Here is a 24,655-nt window from a genome sequence, read left to right as displayed (position 1 = left end):
CGTCCGACTTGCCTGACCTGCCGATCTGGACCGTATTGCGCGTCGGGCGGATACTGCACATAGGCGCTGCCAGTCGGGGACGGCTTCCGCCCGAGGAAGTGATCGTCAGGCGACGGCAGCGCGAGCTGTCGCACTGGACAGTCCGACGAACCAACCCTCTGGGGGCGATACGTGGACTCCTCCGATCCCAGCCTGTCCGAGCCCCGCCTGTCCGAGCCCGACGACGCGTCGCATTCGGCCGGGGCGCCGTTCCCGCTGTCGGAGGCCCAGCGTGCGCTGTGGTTCGCGCAGCAGCTGGTGCCGGACGTCCCGTTCTTCATCGCGCAGTACGTGGACATCGAGGGTGCGCTCGACATCGATCTGCTTCGTGCCGCGAATGTCCGGGCCGCCCGGGAGTTCGAATCGCCGTTCCTGCGCGTCCTCACCGTCGACGGCGAGCCGATGCAGTACGTGGACCCCGGCCGGGACACGTCGATCGCGCTGGTGGACCTCCGGGACGACGCCGACCCGGTGGCCGCCGCGCACGTGTGGATGCAACGCGAGGTCGCCACTCCGGCCGACCTGTCGGTGGACCGCGCCGTCCAGACCGTCATTCTCCGAGTCGGGGATCGACACTTCCTGTGGTACAGCAGAAGCCATCACATCGCACTCGACGGCTACGGTGCGGCGACCATGCTCTACCGCATCGCCCACATCTACACCGCCGCGGTGGAGGGACGCGAACCGGATCCGCCTGCCGCGACCGATCTGAGATCGCTCCACGACATCGACGAGCGCTATCAGGCGTCGGATCGACACGACACGGACCGGGCGTACTGGGCGCACCGACTGGACGGTGTCCGCGGCGTGACGCTCGTCGGTACCGGTGCGCCCGCGGTGGCCGAAAGTCGGCTCGTGACTTCGGCGTTGTCGGACCGGGCGATGCGTCGACTCGAACGGTCGGAGGACGGGCAGGGATCGGGCGCCTCGGCCGCGGCGCGCATCATCGCCGCCTTCACCTGCTTCCTGAGTCGCACGACGGGCAGCCGCGACGTGGTCGTGGACATCCCCGTCTCGGCGCGCACCACGGCCGTGCTGCGGCGGTCGGGCGGGATGACCGCGAACCTGGTGCCGATTCGGGTCGAGATGCGCGACGACGACACCGTCGGCACCCTCGTCGGCCGGGTCCAGGTCGAACTGGTTGCCGCGCTACGACATCAACGGTGCAGTCGCGCCGACATCCAGCGCGATCTCGGAACGGATCTCACGGCGCCGATCGTCAACGTGATGTTCTTCCATCCCGAGATCGTGATGGATTCCCTGGAGACCGAGTTCCACATCATCACCTCGGGTCCGGTGGACGACCTGCTGGTCAACGTCTACCAATCCGGCACGCCGGTAAGGACGTTCGTCGACTTCCGGGCCAACCCGAACCGGTACACGGAGGAGATAGAGGCCTCCCACCACCGGCGCTTCCTGGACTTCCTGGAACGATTCGTCGCCGCGGATCCGCAGCGGGCGCTCGCGGAGGTGCACCTGGACGCCGCCCCGACCGCGGCACCGGCCTCGCGGGGGCCACTCGCCGTCCGGCCGGAGCCGCCCGTGCCGTCGGAGCAGCGCGAATCGGACGTGGACGGCGTCACCGAACAGATGATCGTCGACGTCTTCGCGGAGGTTCTGCACGCGAACCGGGCGGTTCGGCCGGACGACAGCTTCTTCGATCTCGGCGGCGACTCGCTGGTGGCCACCAAGGTCGTGGCGCGGCTGAACGAGGCCCTCGGGGTGACGCTGACGGTGCGGGATCTGTTCGAGGCACCTACCGCGCACCGCCTCGCGGGGCACGTCGGCGCGTCGAGGGAGACGGCAGGGGTGACGGACGCACCGGTGCCGATCCTGCCACTCGCACGCCGGGATCGACCGGCGCGACTGCCGCTCTCGCCGGCGCAGCAGCGGATGTGGCTCGTCAACCAGCTCGACACGGGTTCGCCGGTGTACAACATCGCGTTCGCGGTGACCTTGACCGGACAGCTCGACGTCGCGGCGCTGCGCGCCGCGATCGGTGACGTCGTCGAGCGTCACGAGGCGCTGCGCACGGTGTTCCCCGCGGACACGGAAGGCCCCCACCAGGTGATCGTTCCCGCCGAGTCGGGCGTGCCGGACGTGACACCGACGGTCGCGGAACGGGACGAGGCATGGGAGCAGATACGCCGCCTATCGGTGACGGGATTCGATGTACGAGAAGAACTTCCACTGCGCGTACAACTGTTCCGGCTCGGACCGGAGGAACACGTGCTGGCGGTGGTCGTGCACCACATCGCGGCGGACGGCCAGTCCGTCTCGCCGCTGTCGCGCGACCTCATGGTCGCGTACGACGCTCGGCGGGCGGCCGGCCCACCCCGTTGGACCCCGCTGCCGCTCCAGTACGCCGATTACGCGCTGTGGCAACGCGAGATGCTCGGCGACGAGCGCGACGGCCGGTCGGTCGCCGCCCGACAGCTGCAGTACTGGACGGCCCGACTGGCGGACCTGCCCCCCGCCATCGCGCTGCCGCACGATCGCCCACGCTCCGCGACGATGACGACCCGTGGGGCAACGGTCACGCTCGACGTCGGCGCGGACACGCACCGGCGACTGCTCGACCTGGGGCGCGAGTGCGACTGCACGCTGTTCATGGTGCTCCATGCCGCGTTCGCGGCACTGCTGGCACGACTCGGAGCGGGGCGCGACGTCGCGATCGGTACCCCGGTGGCGGGGCGGACGGTCCCGGAACTCGACGAGTCGGTGGGCATGTTCGTCAATACGCTGGTGCTGCGCACCGACGTCGATCCGGCGTCCACGTTCGTCGAACTGCTGGCGGGTGTCCGCGACATCGACCTGGCGGCACTCGCGCACGCGGACTTGCCGTTCGAGCGTCTCGTAGAGGAACTGGCGGCCGACCGCTCACCTGCGCAGGCCCCGCTCGTCCAGGTGCTGTTGGAACTGCAGACGGCCGTGACCACCGCGGTGGAGTTGCCGGGCGTGGTCGCCGACGTGCGCGAGATCGACACCGGTGTCGCGAAGTTCGAGCTGCAGTTGAGTGTGCGGGAACAGGTCGACCCGGACGGGCGTCCTCAGGGTCTGTCGCTGGCACTGCATTTCGCACGCGATCTGTTCGAGCACGCGACGATCACGGGCGCCGCCCGGCGTCTGCACCGCATACTCGACGCGATCGCCGCGGACGACGACGTCGTGGTCGGAGATCTCGAGATCACCGACGCGGCCGAACGTGCACTGTCGACGCTGCCGCCGGACACACTCGGCGCACCGGCGACACTGCCCGACCTGCTGGCCCGGGCGGTTGCGGCGGACCCGGCGGCGGTGGCCGTCGTCGCGGGCGCGTCCCGGCTGACGTATCAGGAGCTGACCGGACGCGCGAACCGCCTGTCCCGCTGGCTGATCGAGCGCGGAATCGGGCCGGAGGCGCGGGTGGCCGTGGCGATGACGAGATCGGTGGACCTGCCGGTCGTCCTCGCCGCGGTCGTCGGCGCGGGCGCCGCCTACGTGCCGGTGGACATCGAGTACCCGGACGAGCGCGTCGCCTTCCTGCTCTCCGATGCTCGACCGGCGTGCGTCCTCGTCGATGCCGCCGGTGCGCACCGGTTGTCGTCGGTACGCGCCGCCGTCCCGCTCGTCGATCTCGACGCCGACGCTGTTCGCGGTGCGGTCGCCGAGATGCCCTCGAACCCGGTCACCGACGACGACCGGACGGTGCGGTTGCGCCCGGACTCGACCGCGTACGTCATCTACACGTCCGGCTCCACGGGGCGACCCAAGGGGGTCGCGGTGGCGCACCGTAGCGTGGTCACCCTGTTCGAGCGCACGCGGCCGCTCTTCCGGTTCGACGCGTCCGACGTGTGGACGATGTTCCACTCGTACGCATTCGATTTCGCGGTGTGGGAAATGTGGGGCGCGCTGCTGCACGGCGCGACCGTCGTGGTGGTCGACCGCGACACGGCCCGATCGCCGCGCGACTTCCTCACCCTGTTGCGCGACGAGGGCGTGACCGTCCTGAGTCAGACCCCGGGCGCGTTCGGGCAACTGGTCGATGCGGTGACGAGGAGGGACGCCGGGGAACCCGGACTGCGGCTGCGGCACGTGATCTTCGGCGGTGAGGCGCTGGATCCGGGGCAGCTGTCGGGGTGGTTCGAGCGTCGCGGTGACACCCATCCGCTGCTGACGAACATGTACGGAATCACCGAGACGTGTGTGCACGTCACCCACTGCCCGGTGAGCGCGGCGTCCGCGTCGCACGCGATCGCGGGTGCCGTCGGGAACCCGCTGCCGGGCATGGCGGTCCGCGTACTCGACGTGCGGCTGCATCCCACACCGCCCGGCGTGGTGGGTGAACTGTACGTCGCCGGAGCACAGCTGGCGCGCGGCTACCTGGACCGGCCGGGCCTGACCGCAGGCCGGTTCGTGGCGGATCCGTTCGGCGCCGGCACTCGGATGTACCGGACGGGGGACCTGGGCGCGTGGACGGCCGACGGCACGCTGCGGTTCGCGGGACGCGCCGACGCGCAGGTCCAGGTCCGCGGTTACCGCGTGGAACTCGGGGAGGTGGAGTCGGTCCTCGCCGCGGTGCCCGGGGTGGGCTCGGCCGTCGCGGTCGCCTCCGACGCCGCATCCGGCGTCCGGATCCTCGGATACGTGGTGGCGTCCGACGGGACGCGGGTGGATCCGGGCGCGGTGCGCGAGGCCGCGGCACGCACGCTACCGGCCTACATGGTGCCGTCGGTGGTCACGGTCCTCGAACGTTTGCCGATCACGGCCCACGGCAAGCTCGACCGCGCGGCGCTGCCCGCTCCCGAGGACACCGATCGGGTGCTCGTGGCGCCCCGTGATCCCGTCGAGGAATCCGTGGCGGCGGTGGTCCGCGATCTGCTCGGGCTCGAGCAGGTCGGTGTCGACGACGACTTCTTCGTCCTCGGCGGGAACTCTTTGGTGGCAGCACGATTGGCGGCCCGGATCGGTGACGCGACGGGTGTCGACATCGGGATCCGGGACGTGTTCGACACACCCACCGTCGCGGGGCTGGCGCGCCGGGTCTCCGGGACGGACGCGGGCCCGCGGGCTCGTCCGCCCCTCGTCGCGCGACCCCGGCCCCCACGGATCCCACTCTCGCCCGCACAGCAACGGATCTGGTTCGTCAACCAGTTCGACACGGACTCGGCGGCGTACAACATCTCCCTTTCCCTGAGACTGTCGGGACCGCTCGATCGGGACGCGCTCGACGGGGCGATCGGTGACGTGGTGGCGCGGCACGAGTCGCTGCGTACGGTCTACCCGCTCGACGACGCCGGTCCCCGGCAGGAGGTGCTGCCGGTCGACCGGACCGGCCTCGGAATCGATCGCGCGGACGCGCTCGACGAGGCCGATCTGCAGCGGCGGATGCGGGCCGTGATGTCGCAGGGCTTCGACGTCTCGGCGCAGGTGCCGCTACGCGCCGGTCTCTTCCGGCTCGGCGACACCGAGCACGTGCTGACAGTGGTCCTGCATCACATCCTGGCCGACGGCTTCTCGCTGGGCGTGCTGGCGCGCGACCTCGTGACGGCCTACGCGACGCGGATCGCTTCGGGCGCACCGTCGCGGACTCCCCGCCCCGTGCAGTACGCGGATTACGCCCTGTGGCAGTCGGACTGGCTGGGAGATGCCGCCGACCCGGCCTCGCTGCTCGCTCGCCAGCTGGACTACTGGACGACGACCCTGGCAGACCTGCCCGCGGTACTGGACCTGCCGTGCGATCGTCCCCGCCCCGACGTGCGCTCGCAGCGGGGCGACCGCGTCGAGTTCGAACTTTCCGCGCAGCTGCACGCACGCATCGTCGAACTCGCGCGCGTGCACGACGCGAGCGTCTTCATGGTGATGCACGCGGCGCTCGCCCTCCTGCTGGCCCGCCTCGGCGGCACCGAGGACGTCACCGTGGGCACCCCGATCGCGGGCCGGGGCGCGGCCGCGCTCGACGACATGGTGGGCATGTTCGTCAACACGCTGGTGCTGCGGTGCACAGTCGACGGCAGCTGTTCGTTCGCGGAGCTGTTGCAACGGGTGCGGGAGGCCGACCTGGGTGCGTTCATGCACGCCGACGCGCCGTTCGAGCGGGTGGTCGACGCGGTGGATCCACCCCGGTCCACCGCGCACTCACCGCTGTTCCAGGTGCTGCTCGAGTTCCGCACGATCGCGCGCCCGGACCTGCAACTTCCAGGTGTCCGGGTGCACACCGCCGAGTCCGACCACGACATCGCCAACTTCGACCTCCAGGTGAGCGTGGCGGAGGAGTTAGACACCGACGGCGCCGCCGCGGGCATGACGGCGGGGATCGTGTTCGCGACCGACATCTTCGACGCCCGGACGGTGCGCGGGTTCGCGGACCGCTTGCTACGGATCCTGCAGGCAGTGACGGTGTCCACCGATACCGCCGTCGGGGACATCGACCTGCTCGTACCCACCGAACATGCTGTGCTGGCACCGGTCCGGGGCCGGCCGGCGATCGAGCCGCGCACCCTGGCGGACCTGCTGTCGGCCGCCGCCGAAAGGGATCCGAGGCGGTCCGCGCTCCGGTTCGAGGGCGCCGACGTCTCCTACGCCGAGCTCGACCGGATATCCGACCAACTGGCCCGCACGCTGATCGACGACGGGATCGGTCCCGGCGCCGTGGTGGCCCTGGGCATGCCGCGGTCCCTCGCCTACCTCGTCGGCGTATGGGCGGTCGCGAAGTCCGGCGCAGCGTTCCTGCCGGTGGACCCGGCGCATCCACCGGACCGCATCGAGCTGATGTTGCGCGACTCGGGTGCGGCGCTCGGACTCACCACGGCGGAGCTGAGGGACTCGTTCGTCGACCTCGTCCCGTGGCGGATGGTCGACGAGAATTACACCGCGGCAACCGATCCGGCCGGTCCGATAGGGGACGACGAGCGCACGGCGCCGCTGCGGGTCGACGACGTCGCCTACCTGATCTACACCTCGGGCTCCACCGGCGTCCCCAAGGGCGTCGCCGTCACGCACCGGGGACTGGCGAACTTCGCCGCCGACCTCCACGAGCGGTGTGGGACCGCACCGGACTCGCGGATCCTGCAGCTCACCTCACCCAGTTTCGACGTGTCGGTCCTCGAACTGCTGCTCGCGATCGGCGTCGGAGCCACGCTGGTGATCGCGCCGCCCACCGTCTACGGCGGTGAGGAGCTGCGTCGGCTGCTGGCAACCGAGCAGGTGACGCACTGCATCATGACACCGACCGCGCTGGCGATGACGCCGACGGTCACCGATTCCGACGGTGCGGCCGATCTCGCCCGTCTGACGTGTGTGCTCGCGGCCGGTGAAGCGCTGCCGCCCGACGTCGCCGCCCGCTGGGCCCGCGGCCGCACGATGATCGACGCCTACGGCCCTACCGAGACCACCGTGATCGGGACGGCGAGCGCGGGACTGGAACCGGGCGATGCGGTGACGATCGGCGGACCCATCCGAGGCTTCCACGCCCTCGTCCTCGACGATCGGCTCCGGACCGTCCCGGTCGGCACACCCGGCGAGCTGTACCTGGCCGGACCCGGGCTGGCCCGTGGGTACCATCGCCGGCCCGCGCTGACGTCGGTGCGCTTCGTGGCCGACCCGAGCGGAGAACCCGGCGAGCGGATGTACCGCACCGGGGACCGGGTTCGATGGACCGCCGTCGGCGTACTGGAGTACTTCGGCCGCGGCGACCGGCAGATCAAGCTGCACGGTCACCGGATCGAACTCGGCGAGATCGAGGCGGTGCTGACACAGCATCCGGCCGTGGCACACGCCGTCGCCGACGTCCGCGGCGTGGGTCGTCTCGGGGACCGGTTGGTGGCGTACGTGGTCCCGGCGGCGGGCGCCGACGTCGACACCGCACGGTTGCACGACATCGTGGCTGCCCGATTGCCGTCGTACCTGGTGCCGCGCCACATCACGGTACTGGCACGGATCCCGATGACCGTGCACGGCAAGCTCGACCGCGCGGCGTTGCCGGAGCCGGCGGTCGGCGCCGAGGTGTCGGCGACCCGTCCGCCCGCGACCCCCGCCGAGACGACCCTCGCGCAGGTGTTCGCGGATGTGCTGGGCTTGGAGACGGTCGGGGTCGAGGACTCCTTCTTCGATCTCGGTGGCGACAGCATCATGTCGATCCAGCTCGTGGCACGGGCGAAGACGGCCGGGCTGTCCGTGACACCGCGGGACGTGTTCGATCGCCGAACAGTCGCGGCCCTCGCGGCGGTTGCGATGTCCGACGGCGCAGCGGGCGAGTCCCTTGCCGAGCTCGACGGGGGCGGCGTCGGCGACGTACCGCTCACTCCGATCCTGGCGTGGCTGGTGCGGCGCGCCGGTCGCCGGATCGGCCGCTTCGCGCAATCGGTGCTGCTGAACCTCCCGGGCGGGGTGCGGGAGTCTGACCTGCTCGCGGCCGCGCAGGCGGTCCTGGACCGCCACGACATGCTTCGCGCCCGCCTCGACCACGACGAGTCCGGTTGGCGGACCGAGGTTCTCCCGACCGGTGCCGTCGATGCCCGGGACGTCGTCTCCCGACACCCGGTGCGGGACTTCGAGGACGGGTTCGCGCGTCTCGCGGAGAGGGAACTGCAGGCGTCCGCCGATCGACTGGATCCCGCGTCGGGCAGCATGATCCGGCTCGTCTGGTTCGACGGACCGGACGGAAGCGGTCGCCTGCTCGTCGTCGTTCACCACACCGTGGTCGACGGGGTGTCGTGGCGGGTGATCGTGCCCGATCTCGCTGCGGCGTGGGCCCAGTCGGTCGACGGGCGCCGACCCGAACTGGAACCGGTCGGCACGTCGATGCGCAGGTGGGCGTACGCCCTTCACGACACCGTCCCCGACCGGATGAACGAACTATCCCTGTGGGAGGACGTCGTCGGCGGTGCCGATCCACCGATCGGCCGGCGCGACCCGGACCCGGATCGGGACGTGCACGCGACGACCGACACGGTGCTCGTCGACGCCCCGGTCTCCGACACCGCGACACTGCTGACGAGTCTGCCCGCCGCGATCCACGGCTCCGCCCAGGACGTGCTGCTCGCCGCGCTCGCACTGGCCGTCGCACGGTGGACGACGCTGCGCGGTCCGGGCGACGACGCGGTGCTGCTCGGCGTCGAGGGGCACGGTCGCGAGGAGGACGCGGTACCCGGCGCCGACCTGAGCCGGACGGTGGGCTGGTTCACCACCATTCGCCCGGTGCGGCCGGATTTTTCGCGGATCGATCTCGACGACGCGTGGGCCGGTGGGCCTGCCGCGGGGGCCGCCGTCAAGCTCGTCAAGGAACACCTGCGGTCCGCTCCCCACCACGGCATCGGCTACGGGATGCTCACCGAACTCGACGGCGACGCGGGCCGTCGACTGCGGACGTCGCCGCAGATCGTGCTGAACTATCTGGGCCGGCTCACCGTCGCGGACGGCCCCGCCTCCGCTCCGGGCCCGTGGATGCCGGTGCAGGCCAGCGGTCTCGGCCTCACCCAGGACCCCGACATGCCGGTGTCCGCGGCCCTCGACATCTCCGCCGGGGTGCGCGCAGGACCCGACGGCGGTGCGCTGCAGGCGTCGTGGACGTATCCGACGGGAGTGCTCGACCGGGCAGACGTCCAGCAGCTCGCCGAGCTGTGGCTGGAGGCGTTGCACGGGCTGGCCGGGTACGCCCGCACCCCCGGCGCCGGGGGACTGACGCCGTCGGATCTGGGTCTCGTGGAGCTCGACCAGAGTGGGATCGACGCGTTGGAGGCGACACGGCCCCGGCTGGCCGACGTGTGGCCGGTGACGCCGCTGCAGGCGGGGCTGCTGTTCCACGCACACCTGGCGGAGGACGCGCCCGACACGGACGCGTACCTGATCCAACTGGTGATCGAGCTGCGGGGCGAGCCGGCGCGTGAGCGACTCCGGGATGCGGCGCGCAGCCTGCTCGACCGCTACCCCAACCTGCGCGCCGGTTTCGTCGACGATGTCGGCGGCGAGACGATCCAGGTGATCGAATCCGACGTCGCGGTGCCGTGGCGCGAAGTCGACCTGTCGGGCGAGGCGCCCGCGGAGGTCGAGTCTCGGTGGCAGGCACTGTCGGCCGAGGACCGCGCCACACCGTTCGCGATGGACCGTCCGCCGCTGCTGCGCTTCACACTGGCGCGCGTCGGGCACGCGTCGTACCGTTTGCTGCTGACGCACCACCACATCCTCCTCGACGGCTGGTCGACGCCGCTTCTGCTGCAACGGTTGCTGATGCAGTACGCGGCGGAACCCGACGTGACCGCGCCGCCCCCGGCCGGCGACTACCGCGACTACCTCGTGTGGCTCGCGACGCGCGACCGCGAGGCGTCGGTCGCGGCCTGGTGCCGAGCACTCGACGGCGTCCCGGACCCGACGCTGCTCGCCGCGCCGGAAACGCCGGAGACCGCCGGTGCGTCACACGATCTCGACCTGGTCCTGAGCGATGCCGACACCGCCGCTCTGACCCGCGTGGCCCGCGATCACGGTGTCACCCCCAACACCGTCGTCCAGGTCGCGTGGGCGCTCGTGCTCGGAGTCCTCACCGGGCGAACGGACGTCGTCTTCGGTGCGACGGTGTCCGGTAGGCATGCGGACGTTGCCGGGATCGAGTCGATGATCGGTCTGCTCGTCAACACGGTTCCGGTTCGGGTGCGCACGGATCCACGTGAAACCGTGGGGGAGTTGCTCCGTCGTGTGCAACGCGAGCAGGCGGCGCTGATGGAACACCACGACGTCGCACTCGCGGACCTGCAGCAGGCGGTAGGACCGGGCGCCGTGTTCGACACCCTCACGGTGTTCGAGTCGTATCCGATCGACCGCTCCGGGCTCGAGCGCGGCGCCGACATCGCCGGCCTGAGCGTCACCGCGGTGCACGGGATCGACGCCACCCACTACCCCGTGACGTTGCGCGCCGCGCTCACCGATCGGTTGCACCTGACGGTGAAGTATCGGTCCGGCGCGGTCGACCGGGCGGACGCCGAACTCCTGCGCGCTCGTGTGCAGACGGCGCTCGATCTGGTGACCCACCACCACGACCGGACGATCGCCCGGGTCGATCTGTCGACACCGGCCGAGCGGAAGGAAGTGCTGCCGAGCGGCGGTTCGGCGGCGGCGCCTGCGCTGCTCCCGCAGATCCTCGCGTCCGGGGCCGCCGCGAACCCGGACGGGCTCGCGGTGACCGCCGCCGACGGCTCCCTCACGTACCGGGAGCTCGACGAGCGTTCGAACTGTCTCGCGCGATCGCTGATCCGCGCGGGTGCGGGTCCCGGCGCGGTCGTGGCGTGCGCGTTGCCGCGCTCGGCCGTGTCGGTGCAGGCGACGTGGGCCGTCGCCAAGTCGGGAGCCGCATTCCTCCCGGTCGACCCCGCGTATCCGCGCGAACGTATCGAGAACATGCTCGCGGATGCCGACGTGGGCGTCGGAGTGACGTCGGCGGCGGATCGGCGCAACCTCCCGGACACCGTCCGCTGGATGCTGCTCGACGACCCGGTGACCGTGGGGGCACGCGAGCCGACGGACGCCGTCACCGACCGGGACCGGACCGCCCCGATCCACGCTGACGACGTCGCCTACCTGATCTACACGTCCGGGTCGACCGGACGGCCCAAGGGGGTTGCGGTCACTCACCGCGGCCTGACGAGTCTGGTCGACGAGATGCACTCGCGCTACCCGATCTCGCAGGCCGCGCGGTGCCTGCACGTCTGTTCACCGAGCTTCGACTTCGCGGTGCTGGAACTGCTGCAGGCGGGTGCGGTGGGCGCCGCACTCGTGGTCGCGCCGCCCGACGTGTACGGCGGATCCGCGCTCGCCGATCTCCTCGTCGCGCAGCAGATCACCCACGTCTGCATCACACCGGCGGCGCTCGCGACGGTCGAACCCGGCCGATTCGACGACCTGGCCGCCCTCGTGGTCGGCGGCGACGCCGTCGGAACGGAGCTCGTCGCCGGCTGGGCGACCGGGCGCAAGATGATCGACGGCTACGGACCGGCGGAGTCGACCATCGTCACCACGTTCAGCGCACCCCTGGTTCCCGGCGCCGACGTGCCGATCGGGACGCCCGTCCGCGGGACCCGTGTGCTGGTGCTCGACGAGTACCTGCGGCCCGTCCCGCCCGGGGTGCCCGGCGAACTGTACGTCGTCGGTGCCGGTCTCGCCCGCGGCTATCACCGGCGACCGGGATTGACCGCCGCCCGATTCGTGGCCTGCCCCCGGGCGGCGGCCGGAGCACGCATGTACCGCACGGGTGACATCGTGCGTCGCCGCCCCGACGGCGCGTTCGACTATCTGGGGCGCAGCGACTTCCAGGTGAAGGTGCGCGGACTCAGGATCGAACTCGGCGAGATCGAGGCGGTCCTGGTGGCCCACCCCGCGGTGGCCCACTCGGTGACGGTGGCGCGCCGTCGCGGCGCCGGCGATTCACTTCTCGCGTCGTACGTCGTGCCGGCGACCGACGACGGAGTCGACGTGGCGGAACTGGCGGAGTTCGCGGCGCGCCGACTGCCGCGGCACATGCTGCCGAACGCGATCGTGGTTCTCGGTGAGCTGCCCGTCACCCCCGTCGGCAAGCTCGACCGCGACGCGCTGCCCGAACCCGACTTCGGCCGCCCGACCGCGCCCTACCGGGCGCCGCGCACTCCCGCGGAGGAGCAGGTGGTGGCGGTCTTCGCCGAGATCACCGGTGCCGATCGGGTGGGCTTGGACGACAACTTCTTCGGGCTCGGTGGCAACTCGCTCGGCGCGACGCGCGTGGTCGCCCGCATCAACCGGGCACTCGGCTCCGGGCTCGACGTACGCGACCTCTTCGAGTGCGGCACCGCGGGACGGCTCGTGGAGCGCGCGGCGCAGCGCGCTCGTGTTGACTCGCCCGCCGGCCTGCGCGGCGGGGTACGCCCGGAGCGTCCGCCGCTGTCGTGGGCGCAGGAGCGGATGTGGTTCGTCGATCAGTTCGATCCCACGTCGGCTGCCTACAACGTGCCGATGGTGCTGCGGCTCACAGGCACGCTCGACACCCGGGCCCTGCGCGCCGCACTGACCGATGTCGTGGAACGGCAGGAGTCGTTGCGCACGGTCTTCCCGTCGGGCCCGTCGGGGCCTTCGCAGGTGACCGTCGCGGCCACGGACGTCGTCGGAGATCTCGAAGCCGAGCCGGTGCGGCACCAGGATCTCGACGCCCGCATCGGGGACCTGCTGCGGGCGGGATTCGATGTGGCGACCGAGGTTCCGGTCCGGGCCCGCATTCTCCGCCTCGACCCGGAGGTGCACGTTCTGGTCCTCGTGCTGCACCACATCGTCGCGGACGGCTTCTCGATCGCGCCTCTGGCCCGAGATGTCGCGGTGGCCTATGCGGCGCGGGTCGCCGGCCGACCACCCGGCTGGGAGCCGTTGACCGTGCAGTACGCGGACTTCGCGCTGTGGCAGCGCCGCGTCCTCGGCGATCCCGACGACCCGTCGTCGATGCTCGCCCGCGAGGAGGCGTACTGGCTCGACCGGCTCGCGGGCGCACCCCCGGTGACGACGCTGCCGTTGGATCGCCCGCGGGGCGCCCGCCGATCGACGCGCGGCGGACGTGTCGAGTTCTCGGTGGGGCCGGACGTGCATCGTGCGCTGGCCGACATCGCAGAGCACCACGATTCGACGATGTTCATGGTGGTGCACACCGCGTTGGCGGTGCTGCTCGCGCGGATCGGCCAGGACCGCGACGTGGTGATCGGGACCCCCGTGGCCGGACGTGGTGAGGCCGAACTGGACGATGTCGTCGGCATGTTCGTCAACACGCTGGCGTTGCGCACCGAGATCGACCCGGCGGCCGCGTTCGGGGCCGTCCTCGCCCGGGTGCGCGACGGCGACGTCGAGGCCTTCGCCCATGCGGACCTGCCGTTCGAGCGGCTCGTCGTGCGGTCCGGTGCGGAACGGACCACGTCGTACGCCCCGCTGTTCCAGGTGCTGCTCGAGTTCCGGAACGTCGAGGCGCCCCGTCTCGAGTTGCCGGGGCTGACGGTGGAGGCCGTCGGCATCGAGGCGCGCGAAGCGAAGTTCGACCTGCAGTTCGGGATCGGCGAGCAACACGACCAGCGGGGCGCGCCGGCCGGCCTGCGCGGCGAGATCGTCTACGCGACCGACATTTTCGACGAGTCCACGGCGGCCGGTCTGGCCGGCATGCTGTCCCGGTTGCTCGCGGCGGTCGCGGTGGACCCGGCCATCGCCGTCGGTGACGTCGGACTGATCGACGCACCCGCACCGGCCGCCGTGCCCGTGACGGCGGAGGGCACCCTGGCGGATCTGTTCGGCGCGGCCGCCGCCGCGGGCCCGGACGCCGTGGCCGTGGTGTGCGGGGACGAGCGGATCACCTATCGCGACCTCGATGCGTATTCGAACCGGCTCGCCCGCTGGCTGATCGAACGGGGCATCGGCCCCGAGTCTGTGGTCGCGGTGGCGATGGAACGGACGGTGGACCTCGTCGCAGCACTCGCGGGTATCGTCCGGGCGGGGGCGGCGTATCTTCCGGTGGACCCGGGCTACCCGCCCGAGCGCATCGGATTCGTGGTCCGGGACGCGGGAGCGCGGACGCTGCTCACCGACGCCGGATCGGCGGCCGGGCTCGCGGACGTCACGTTGCCGGAGCACACCGAGATCGTCGGTCTGGATGCCGAGGACGTCCGGGAGCGGATCGACGGCCGGCCGTCGGGGCCCGTCGCCGACCACGAGCGTGTTCGTCGGCTGCACCCGGACTCACCCGCCTACGTCATCTACACGTCCGGCTCGACCGGACGCCCCAAGGGCGTCGTCGTCACCCATCGCAACGTGGTGACGCTGCTGTCCGGGGCGCGTGACGTCATCGGTTTCGACGCGTCCGACGTGTGGACGCTGTTCCACTCCTATGCCTTCGACTTCGCGGTGTGGGAACTGTGGGGTGCCCTCGGGTTCGGCGGTCGCGTCGTCGTCGTGGACCGGCACACCGCGCGATCGCCGGACGACTTCCTCGCGGTGCTGGCGGCGGAATCGGTGACACTGCTCAGCCAGACCCCCTCGGCCTTCGGCCAACTCGCCCGTGCAGAAGCCGACTCGGATCGTCCGCTCGCCCTCCGCCGGGTGGTGTTCGGTGGCGAGGCGCTCGACGCCACACAACTCGCGGACTGGGTGGCGCGCCGCGGTGCCGACCGCCCCGCGCTGATCAACATGTACGGGATCACCGAGACGTGCGTGCACGTCACGTGGCACCCTGTCGATGCCGCCGAGGTCGATTCCTTCCGCCCCGTCGGATCGGTGATCGGCGTCGGACTACCGGGAATCGGCGTGCGCGTCCTCGACGACCGGCTGCACCCGGTACCGGTCGGTGTGGTGGGCGAGCTGTACGTGGCGGGCCCTCAGGTGGCGCGGGGCTACCTGCACCGCCCGGACCTCACGGCGTCGCGTTTCGTCGCGGATCCGTGCGCGCCGTCGCAGCGGATGTACCGCTCCGGTGACCGGGTGCGGTGGACCCGGTCGGGCGACCTCGAGTACATCGGGCGCGCGGACTTCCAGGTGCAGGTGCGGGGGTTCCGGGTGGAGCCGGGTGAGGTGGAGGCCGCACTGACCGCGGTGCCCGGTGTCGCGTCGGCGGTGGTCCTGGCCCGCGCCGAGTCCGCGGGCGCCGATCGTCTGCTCGGGTACGTCGTCCCGGAACCGGGGGAGACCGTGACTGCCGAGACGGTGACCGGCGCAGTGGCGCAACGATTGCCGTCGTACATGGTGCCGTCCACGGTGACGGTGCTCGGCGAGTTCCCGCTCACCTCGAACGGCAAGATCGACCGCGCGGCGCTTCCGGACCCGCGGCCGGTGGGCGGCGAGGGCCGCCCGCCCGCCACCGATGTCGAGCGGATCCTGACCGAGCTGTACGCGGACGTCCTCGGGGCCGAGTCGGTGGGCGTCGACGACTCCTTCTTCGGGCTCGGCGGCGACTCGATCATGTCCATCCAGTTGGTGTCCCGCGCCAAGGCGGCCGGGGTGACGATCACCCCGCGCGACGTGTTCGAGTGCCGCACCGTCGCCCGTCTCGCGGACGTCGCCGCGCAGCTCGACCGGCCCTGCGTCGAACTACTACCCGAACTACCCGGCGGCGGTGTCGGCGACGTCGCCACCACACCCGTCGTGCACTGGCTGGCGGAGCGCTCCGGTGACTTCCACCGGTACGCACAGTCATTGGTGCTCGACGTACCGGTCGACCTCGACCCGGACGCGCTGGCCACCGCCGTGGACGCGGTGCTCGACCGGCACGACATGTTGCGCGCGCAGTTGCGGCACGACGATCGCTCGCGCACGGGTCGGCGCCTGACGGTGCGTCCGCCGGGAGCGGTCGACGGACGCTCGGCGATGCGCGCCGTGGCCGTCCCGACGGTGCGGGGCGCCGCGTTCACCGAGGCGGCGCGGGCGGCGCTGAAGGAGGCCGCCGATCGGCTGGACCCGTTCTCCGGGAGCATCCTCCAGATCGTGCGCCTCACCGCACCCGACGGTGTTCGGCTCCTCGTCGTCGTGCATCATCTCGCGGTCGACGGGGTGTCGTGGCGGATCCTGATCCCGGATCTGGTGGCCGCGTACACCGGGGCCGTCGCGGGCCGGGACCCCGACCTCGCGCCGGTCGGCACGTCGATGCGGACGTGGGCGGACGGACTCGTGACGGCCGCGCAGGACCGCGTCGACGAGCTCGGGCTGTGGCGGTCGATGACCGAACCGGTGGGGCCGAGTCTCGCGGCCCGACAACTGGATCCGAGCGTCGACGTCGGTGCCACCACCGATCGGGTCGAGATCGCACTGTCGGCCGAGGTCACCCGCGCACTCACGACGACCGTGCCGCGCGTGTTCCGCGGCTCCGTCGACGACGGCCTGGTCAGCGCGTTGGCGCTCGCGGTGGCGCAGTGGCGGCGGGAACGTGGCGTCGACGTCGACGCCGTGGCCGTCACCCTCGAGGGACACGGCCGCGAGGATCACGTGGTGCCCGGCGCCGACCTCGCCCGCACGGTCGGCTGGTTCACCACGCTCCATCCCGTGCGATTCGATCTGTCGGACACCGACCTCGATGCGGCGACGACGGGCGGCCCGGCGTCCGACACCGTCGTCAAGGCCGTGAAGGAAACGATGCGCTCGATTCCCGACCACGGCATCGGTTTCGGTCTGCTCCGGTACCTCAACGACGAGACCCGGCCGGTGTTGTCCGCCCGCCCGGTACCGGAGATCAGCTTCAACTACCTCGGCAGATTCGACACCGGTGCGGGCGGTGCGTGGCTACCGGTCGAGGACGCCGAGCTGCGGGGAGTGGCCACACCCGAGCTGTCGGCGCCCGCGGTGGTCGACGTCAACGCCGCCGCGGTGTCGGGACCGGACGGCCCCCGGATCACCGCGACGTGGGACTTTCCGCGCGGGCTCCTCAACCGCGGTGAGGTGGAGCGGCTGGCGCAGTGGTGGGCACGCGCGGCCGAGGCGATCGCGCGGCGCGCGGGCACACCGGGCGCCGGTGGATTCACCCCCACCGACCTGGACCTGGTCGCGTTGGATCAGGGGGCGATCGAAGTCCTCGAGGACCGCTACCCGGAACTGTCCGATGTGTGGCCGCTGTCCCCGATGCAGCGCGGCATGATGTTCCACTCGGAACTGTCGGCCGACGCCGCCGACGCCTACCTGGTGCAGCTGGTCCTCGAACTCGACGGCGCCGTGGAGGTTCCGCGGCTGCAGCGTGCCGCGCACGCGCTGCTCGGGCGGTACGCGAACCTGCGGACGGCGTTCGTCCGCACGCCGGGTGGCGACGCCGTACAGGTGGTGCAGGGTGCGGTGGACGTGCCGTGGAGCGAGATCGACCTTCGCGAACACAGCGAGCCGCAGGCCACCGCGCGAATGCGTGAGCTGCTCGACACGGACCGCGCGACGGCATTCGATCTCTCGCACGCACCGTTGCTGCGAATCACACTGGTGCACATGCCCGGCGGCGCCGAACGCCTGGTCGTCACCAACCACCACATCCTGTTCGACGGTTGGTCGACGCCGCTGCTGCTCGAGGACCTGTTCGCGCTCTACGCGGCGGACGGCGACCCGGCCGGGCTCTCCACACCGACCTCGTACCGCCGCTACCTGCACTGGCTCACCACCCGTGACGATTCGGTGACGTTGCGGGCGTGGACCGACGCGATCGCCGGCGCCGCCGAACCGACGCTGCTCGCCGACCGATCGGCGGCCACCGACCGGTACGTCGAGTCCCGCGATCTACCCTTCCGGCTCGATGCCGACCTGACCGCTCGGCTGCGCGTTCGCGCCCAGGACCGGGGGATCACCCTCAGCACCGTCGTGCAGACCGCGTGGGGAATCGTGCTGGGGCTCCTGACCGGTCGCGACGACGTCGTCTTCGGCGCGACCGTCTCCGGTCGGCCGCCGGACCTCGCGGGCGTCGAGACGGCCGTCGGCCTGTTCATCAACACCGTCCCGGTCCGGGTTCGGCTGGACCCGTACGAGAGTCTCGGTGATCTCCTCGCGCGGATCCAGACCGAGCAGACGGCGATGCTCGATCACCACCACGCCGGACTCGACGCCGTGCAGCGGGCTGCCGGTCCCGGCGCGGTCTTCGACACGCTGACGGTCTTCGAGTCGTATCCCCTGCGTGACGCCGACGGTTCGGGCACGGAGATCGCCGGTCTACGGGTCGTCGGTATCGACGCACGCGACTCGGCGCACTATCCGCTGAGCGTGGTCGCGGCGGTGCGCGACGGACTCAACGTGACCATGAAGTTCCGACCCGACGTGCTCCCGGAGTCGGAGGTCGCTGCCATTGCCCAGCGCCTACTGCGGGTGCTGCGTTTCCTCGCCGACGAGCCGGACCGCCGCGTCGCCGCGCTCGACTTCCTCTCGGAGGCCGAGCATCGTGCTCTCGTTCCGATGTGTACGGGACCCGGCGCCGCGCCGCGCACGCTCGCCGCGATATTCGACGCCGCCGCAGCCCGCGACGGCGAGGCGCTCGCGCTCGTCGGCGACGGCCGGGAGGTGACGTACGGAGACCTCGACCGGCGCTCCAACCGGCTGGCCCGCCACCTGTCCCATCTCGGGATCGGCCCGGAATCGATGGTGGTGCTGGGGATTGCACGATCGTTCGAGTCGGTACTCGCGGTGTGGGCGGTGGCGCGGTCGGGGGCCGCCTTCGTGCCGATCGACCCCGACTATCCGCCGGAGCGGGTGGCGACCATGCTTGCCGATTCCGGCGCGACGGTCGGTGTCACGACCCGGGAACACCGGTCCCGGTTGCCGGACACGATGCAGTGGCTGGTGCTCGACGATCCGGGTTTCGTGCGCGCGTACGAGACGTGGCCGGCCGACGCCGTCACCGACGCCGATCGCACCGCACCCCTGCTACTCGACAACGTCGCCTACCTGATCTACACGTCCGGCTCGACGGGACGCCCGAAAGCCGTCTCGGTCACGCACCGGGGTCTCGGCAACTACGCCGATGTACAACGCGATCGCTGCGGCCTGTCCCCGGACGCGCGAACCTTGCACTTCTCGTCACCGAGTTTCGACGTGTCGGTGGTCGAGTACCTGCTGTGCTTCGCGGTGGGCGCGACGATGGTGATCGTCCCCCGAACCGTGTACGGAGGTAGCGAACTGACGGCGGTGCTGCGGAAGCGGCGCGTCACGCACGCGTTCATCACCCCGGCCGCGCTCGCGTCGGTGGATCCTTCCGGGCTCGACGACCTCGAGTGCGTCCTGGTCGGCGGCGAGTCCTGGTCGCCGGAACTGGTGGAGGACTGGCTGCCGCAATGTCGGATCCTGAATGCGTACGGCCCCACCGAGACCACCATGGTCGTCAACCTCGAGGAGTCCGCCGCGGACCGGCCGGCCGAGCATTCCCTCGGCCCGCCCATCCCCGGGGTCGCCGAGGCCGTGCTCGACTCCTGCCTGCGTCCGGTGCCCGCGGGGATCGCCGGCGACGTCTACATCGCCGGGCCCGGACTGGCCCGTGGCTACCACCGACGGCCCGGACTGACCGCGGCCCGGTTCGTCGCCGACCCGTACGGCGCTCCGGGCGACCGCATGTACCGGACCGGAGACGTCGGCGCGTGGCGGCCCGACGGAAAACTGGAGTATCGCGGGCGCAGCGACTTCCAGGTGAAGGTCCGTGGCTTCCGGATCGAACTGGGCGAGATCGACGCCGTCCTCACCGGGCATCCCGACGTCCGGTTCGCCGCCACCCTCGGCCGCCGCGGGCCGGCGGGCGACACCATGCTGGTGAGCTACGTCGTTCCGCGCGACGGCCGTCACGTACACGTCGACGATCTGAGACGACACCTCGCCGAGCGGGTGCCGGAGTACATGGTCCCGACCGCGACAGTCGTGCTCGACGACATCCCCCTCACCGCGGTCGGCAAGCTCGATCGGCGGGCGCTGCCCGAACCGGAGTTCGGTCTCGCCGCAACGACCTTCCAGGCTCCGACCGATCCCGTGGAGGAAGCGATCACGGGGGCCTTCGCGGAGGTTCTCGGACTGGGGCGCGTGGGAACCGGCGACAACTTCTTCGACCTCGGCGGCAACTCGCTGTCCGCGACCCGCGCGGTGGCACGACTCGACGCGTCACTGGGCGTCGACCTCGGCGTGCGGGCGCTGTTCGAGGCCCCCACCGCGGAGGCGCTCGCCGAGCGGATCGAGCACGCCGACACCGGGCCGTCGGGCCGTCCCGTGCTCGAGGTGATGCCGCGCCCCGCGGAAATCCCGTTGTCGGCGGCGCAGCAGCGGATGTGGTTCATCAACCAGTTCGACCCGTCCTCGCCCGCGTACAACGTGCCGATGGCGGTGCGTCTGACCGGGGCTCTCGACTCGTCGGCATTGCGGGTGGCGGTCGGCGATGTCCTCACCCGGCACGAGGCGCTGCGCACGCGTTTTCCGGTGGGCGCCGCCGGCCCGAGCCAGGACGTCCGCCCGGCCGCCGAGGTCGCGATCGACCTCGACCCGGTGGCGGTCTCGGGCGACGACGAGCTGACGGTCCGCACGCGCGCGATCATCGCGACGGGATTCGACGTGACGGAGCGAGTTCCGGTCGACGGCGGACTGTTCGAGTTGGGTCCGGACCTGCATGTCCTGGTTCTCGTCGCGCACCACATCGTGATCGACGGGCTGTCGTTGGGGCCGCTGTCGCGCGATCTGATGCAGGCGTACGTCGCACGGACCGCCGGTCGGCCTCCGGACTGGGATCCGCTGCCCGTCCAGTACGTCGACTACACACTGTGGCAGCGGGCGCTCCTGGGCGACGCGAACGATCCGGGCTCCCTCCGGTCCCGCCAGCTCGCCTACTGGACCGAGACGCTGTCGGGCGCGCCGGACCTGTTGGGGTTGCCGAGCGATCGTCCTCGGCCGATGCAGCAATCCTTCCGCGGCGACCGGGTCGAGTTCACGCTCGATCCCGGGTTGCACCGCCGGCTCCTGACGTTCGCACGCGATCACGGCTCGAGCCTGTTCATGACGATTCACGCGGCCCTGGCGGTGCTGCTCGCCCGGTTGGGGGACACCGACGACATCGTGGTCGGCACCCCCGTCGCGGGCCGCGGCGAGCGGGCCCTCGACGATCTCGTCGGAATGTTCGTCGGGACCCTCGCGCTCCGCACGAGAGTCGATGCGCGGCGATCGTTCTCGGAGCTTCTCGAGTCGGTGCGCGACGTCGATCTCGGTGCCTTCGCGCACGCCGACGTGCCGTTCGAGCGTGTCGTGGAGGAACTCGACCCCGCCCGTTCGACTGCGTATTCGCCGTTGTTCCAGGTCGCCCTGGAGTTCCAGAACGACGAGAGCGCTGGCGTGGAGCTGTCCGGGTTGCGGCTCGAGGGCGTGTCGATCGGCGCCGGAATGGTCAAGGAGGACCTCGAGTTCGTGCTCGGCGAGCGGTTCGACGGTGTCGGAGAGCCCGCAGGGATCTCCGGTGTCGTGGCGTTCGCGACCGACCTGTTCGATCGGGAGACCGTGCAGGGCTTCGCCGATCGTTTCGTGCGCATCGTCGAGGCCGCCTCGTCCGATCCGGAACGGCCCGTCGGTGATCTCGGGATTCTGCACCCGCACGAACTGGCCGGGTTGGCGCCCGCGCTCGGCGCCCCGGACGCGCCGCCCCTGCTCCTGACCGATCTGCTCGTCTCGGCCGCGCGCAACCCCGATGCCCTCGCAGTGGTGTGCGACGGCCGCGAGCTGACGTACCGGCAGCTCGACGAGGGGGCGAATCGGTTGGCACGCCACCTGATCGCGATGGGAGCCGGGCCGGAAGGGTACGTCGCGCTGGGCCTGTCTCGATCGGTGTCGTCGGTGCTCGCGGTGTGGGCGGTGGCCAGGACGGGTGCGGCCTTCGTTCCGGTGGACCCGAACTATCCCGCGGAGCGCATAGCGCGGATGCTCGCCGATTGCGGTGCCACAGTGGGTGTCACGGTGCGATCGTGCCGGGAGCGAGTACCCGGCTCGTTCGACTGGGTGGTGCTGGACGACCCGGGCGTCGCGGAGGCTGTCGCGGCCGAGGCGGCCACCCCGATCTCCGACGCCGACCGGAGGCGTCCCCTGCGTGCCGACCACCCCGCCTACCTGATCTACACGTCCGGTTCGACCGGCACGCCGAAGGGCGTCGTGCTGACCCATCGGGGTCTGGCCGACCTGGCTGCCGAGGAACGGGATCGGCTCCTGGTGACGCCGACGGCGCGGACACTGCACTTCGCTTCGCCGAGCTTCGACGCGTCGGTGTTCGAGACGGTGATGGCACTCAGTGCGGGAGCGACGATGGTCGTCGTGCCTCCGGACATCTACGGCGGCACCGAGTTCGCCGAGATCCTCGCCACCGGCGGGGTGACGCACGGGTTCGTCACGCCGACCACGTTGGCCTCACTGGATCCGGTGGGCCTCGAGAGCCTGCGGACGCTCGTGGTGGCGGGGGAGCCGTGTCCGCCGGAGTTGGTGCGGCGCTGGGCGCCGGGGCGCACCATGCTCAACGCGTACGGCCCGACGGAGACGACGATCATGGCGAACATCAGCGCGCCGATGAGCCCGCACCGGCCGGTGACGCTGGGCGGCCCGATCCGGGGTGTGCGCGAGGTCGTGCTCGACTCCCGCCTGCACCCGGTGCCCCGCGGGGTGGTCGGGGAACTCTACGTCGCCGGATCGGCGCTCGCGCGCGGCTACCATCGCCGCCCGGGGACCACGGCCGCCCGGTTCGTCGCGGACCCGTTCGGCGCTGCCGGAGACCGGCTCTACCGGACCGGTGACCTGGTGCGCTGGCGGACCGACGACACACTCGAGTACGTGGGCCGCAGCGACTTCCAGGTGAAGGTGCGTGGCTTCCGGATCGAGCCGGGGGAGATCGACACCGTCCTGGCGGCGCAGCCGGGCGTGGGATTCGCGGTCACGCTGGCGCGGCGGGGGCCGGCCGGCAACATGCTGCTGTGCTCGTACGTGTGTCCCACCGTCGACGCGCACGTGGACCCGGACGAGATGCGCCGCGCCGTCGCCCGCCACCTGCCGGCGCACATGGTGCCGTCGGCCGTCACGGTTCTCGATCGCGTTCCGCTCACGCCGACCGGCAAGCTCGATCGCGATGCCCTGCCGCCGCCGGCCTTCCTGACGGCGCCCGCGGTGTACCGGGAGCCGCAGGGCCCGGTCGAGACGGTTGTGGTCGACGCGTTCGCAGACGTCCTCGGTGTCGAGCGAATCGGCATGGACGACAGCTTCTTCGACCTCGGCGGGACCTCGTTGCTCGCTACCGGACTCGTCGCGGATCTGAGTGCGCGGATGGGCACCCGAGTGTCGCTGCAGGCGCTGTTCCTGAACCCGACTCCCGCGGGTCTGGCCCGCCGCCTCGAGACCTCGGCGCCGGACGACGTCGGAGCCGCCCTCGCACCGGTGATCACACTCCGGGCGGAGGGGGACGGCCGGCCACTGTTCTGCGTGCACCCGGGAATCGGATTGTCCTGGGGCTATGCGGGTCTCGTGGGATTCCTGCCGCCGGAACGGCCCGTGTTCGGTCTGCAGCTCCCGGGCATCTCCGGGGGACCGCAGTACGCGTCCGTGGAGGCACTCGCCGCGAGCTACGTCGACGAGATGGAGGCCATCGCGCCGGACGCCGCGTGCGATCTGCTCGGCTGGTCGTTGGGCGGTGTGCTGGCGCACGCGATGGCCGTCGAGCTGCAGCGGCGCGGGCGGCCCGTCGGTGCTCTGGTCGTGATGGACAGCTACCCCGACGACGGAGCCGCTCCGCTGCTCGGGCGTCTCGACCTCGCCGACCTGCTGCGCGGACTGGGACTCGAAGTCACCGCGTCGGATCTCACCTACGACGACGCCGCGCGAATGATCGACGCGCACTTCGGAACCTCCGGCGGCATCACCGGGGCGCACCTCGAGCGGATCGACGACGGCTACGCGAACTCGCGACTACTGGTGCACCGCTACGTGCCGCAGGTGTACGACGGCGATCTGCTGGTGTTCCCGGCCCACGGCGACGGCGACGGGGACCGGCGATCTGCGCAGGAATGGCGGCCGCTGGTCACCGGCGACATCGACGAGCACCCCGTGGACTGCGGGCACAACGACATGGTCGAGGGCGAGTCGCTCGCGGTGATCGGGCCGGCGCTGGCCGCATACCTGGATCGGCGGAGCTGAGCTCCCGGCCGCGTCG

General features: G+C 71.4%; 1 protein-coding gene. It reads left to right on the top strand.

All coding sequences use genetic code 11. From position 1 onward, the window contains the following. Positions 1 to 192 precede the first annotated feature (192 nt). Positions 193 to 24,639, top strand: coding sequence for a non-ribosomal peptide synthase/polyketide synthase (locus E7742_RS16905; protein WP_137801271.1), 24,447 nt, complete (start codon positions 193 to 195; stop codon positions 24,637 to 24,639). The last annotated feature ends 16 nt before the right edge of the window (positions 24,640 to 24,655 follow it).

The organism is Rhodococcus sp. SGAir0479 (assembly GCF_005484805.1).
Lineage (GTDB): Bacteria > Actinomycetota > Actinomycetes > Mycobacteriales > Mycobacteriaceae > Prescottella.
The sequence above is the reverse complement of the archived record's forward strand: the minus strand, read 5'-3'. Positions and strand labels throughout refer to the sequence as shown.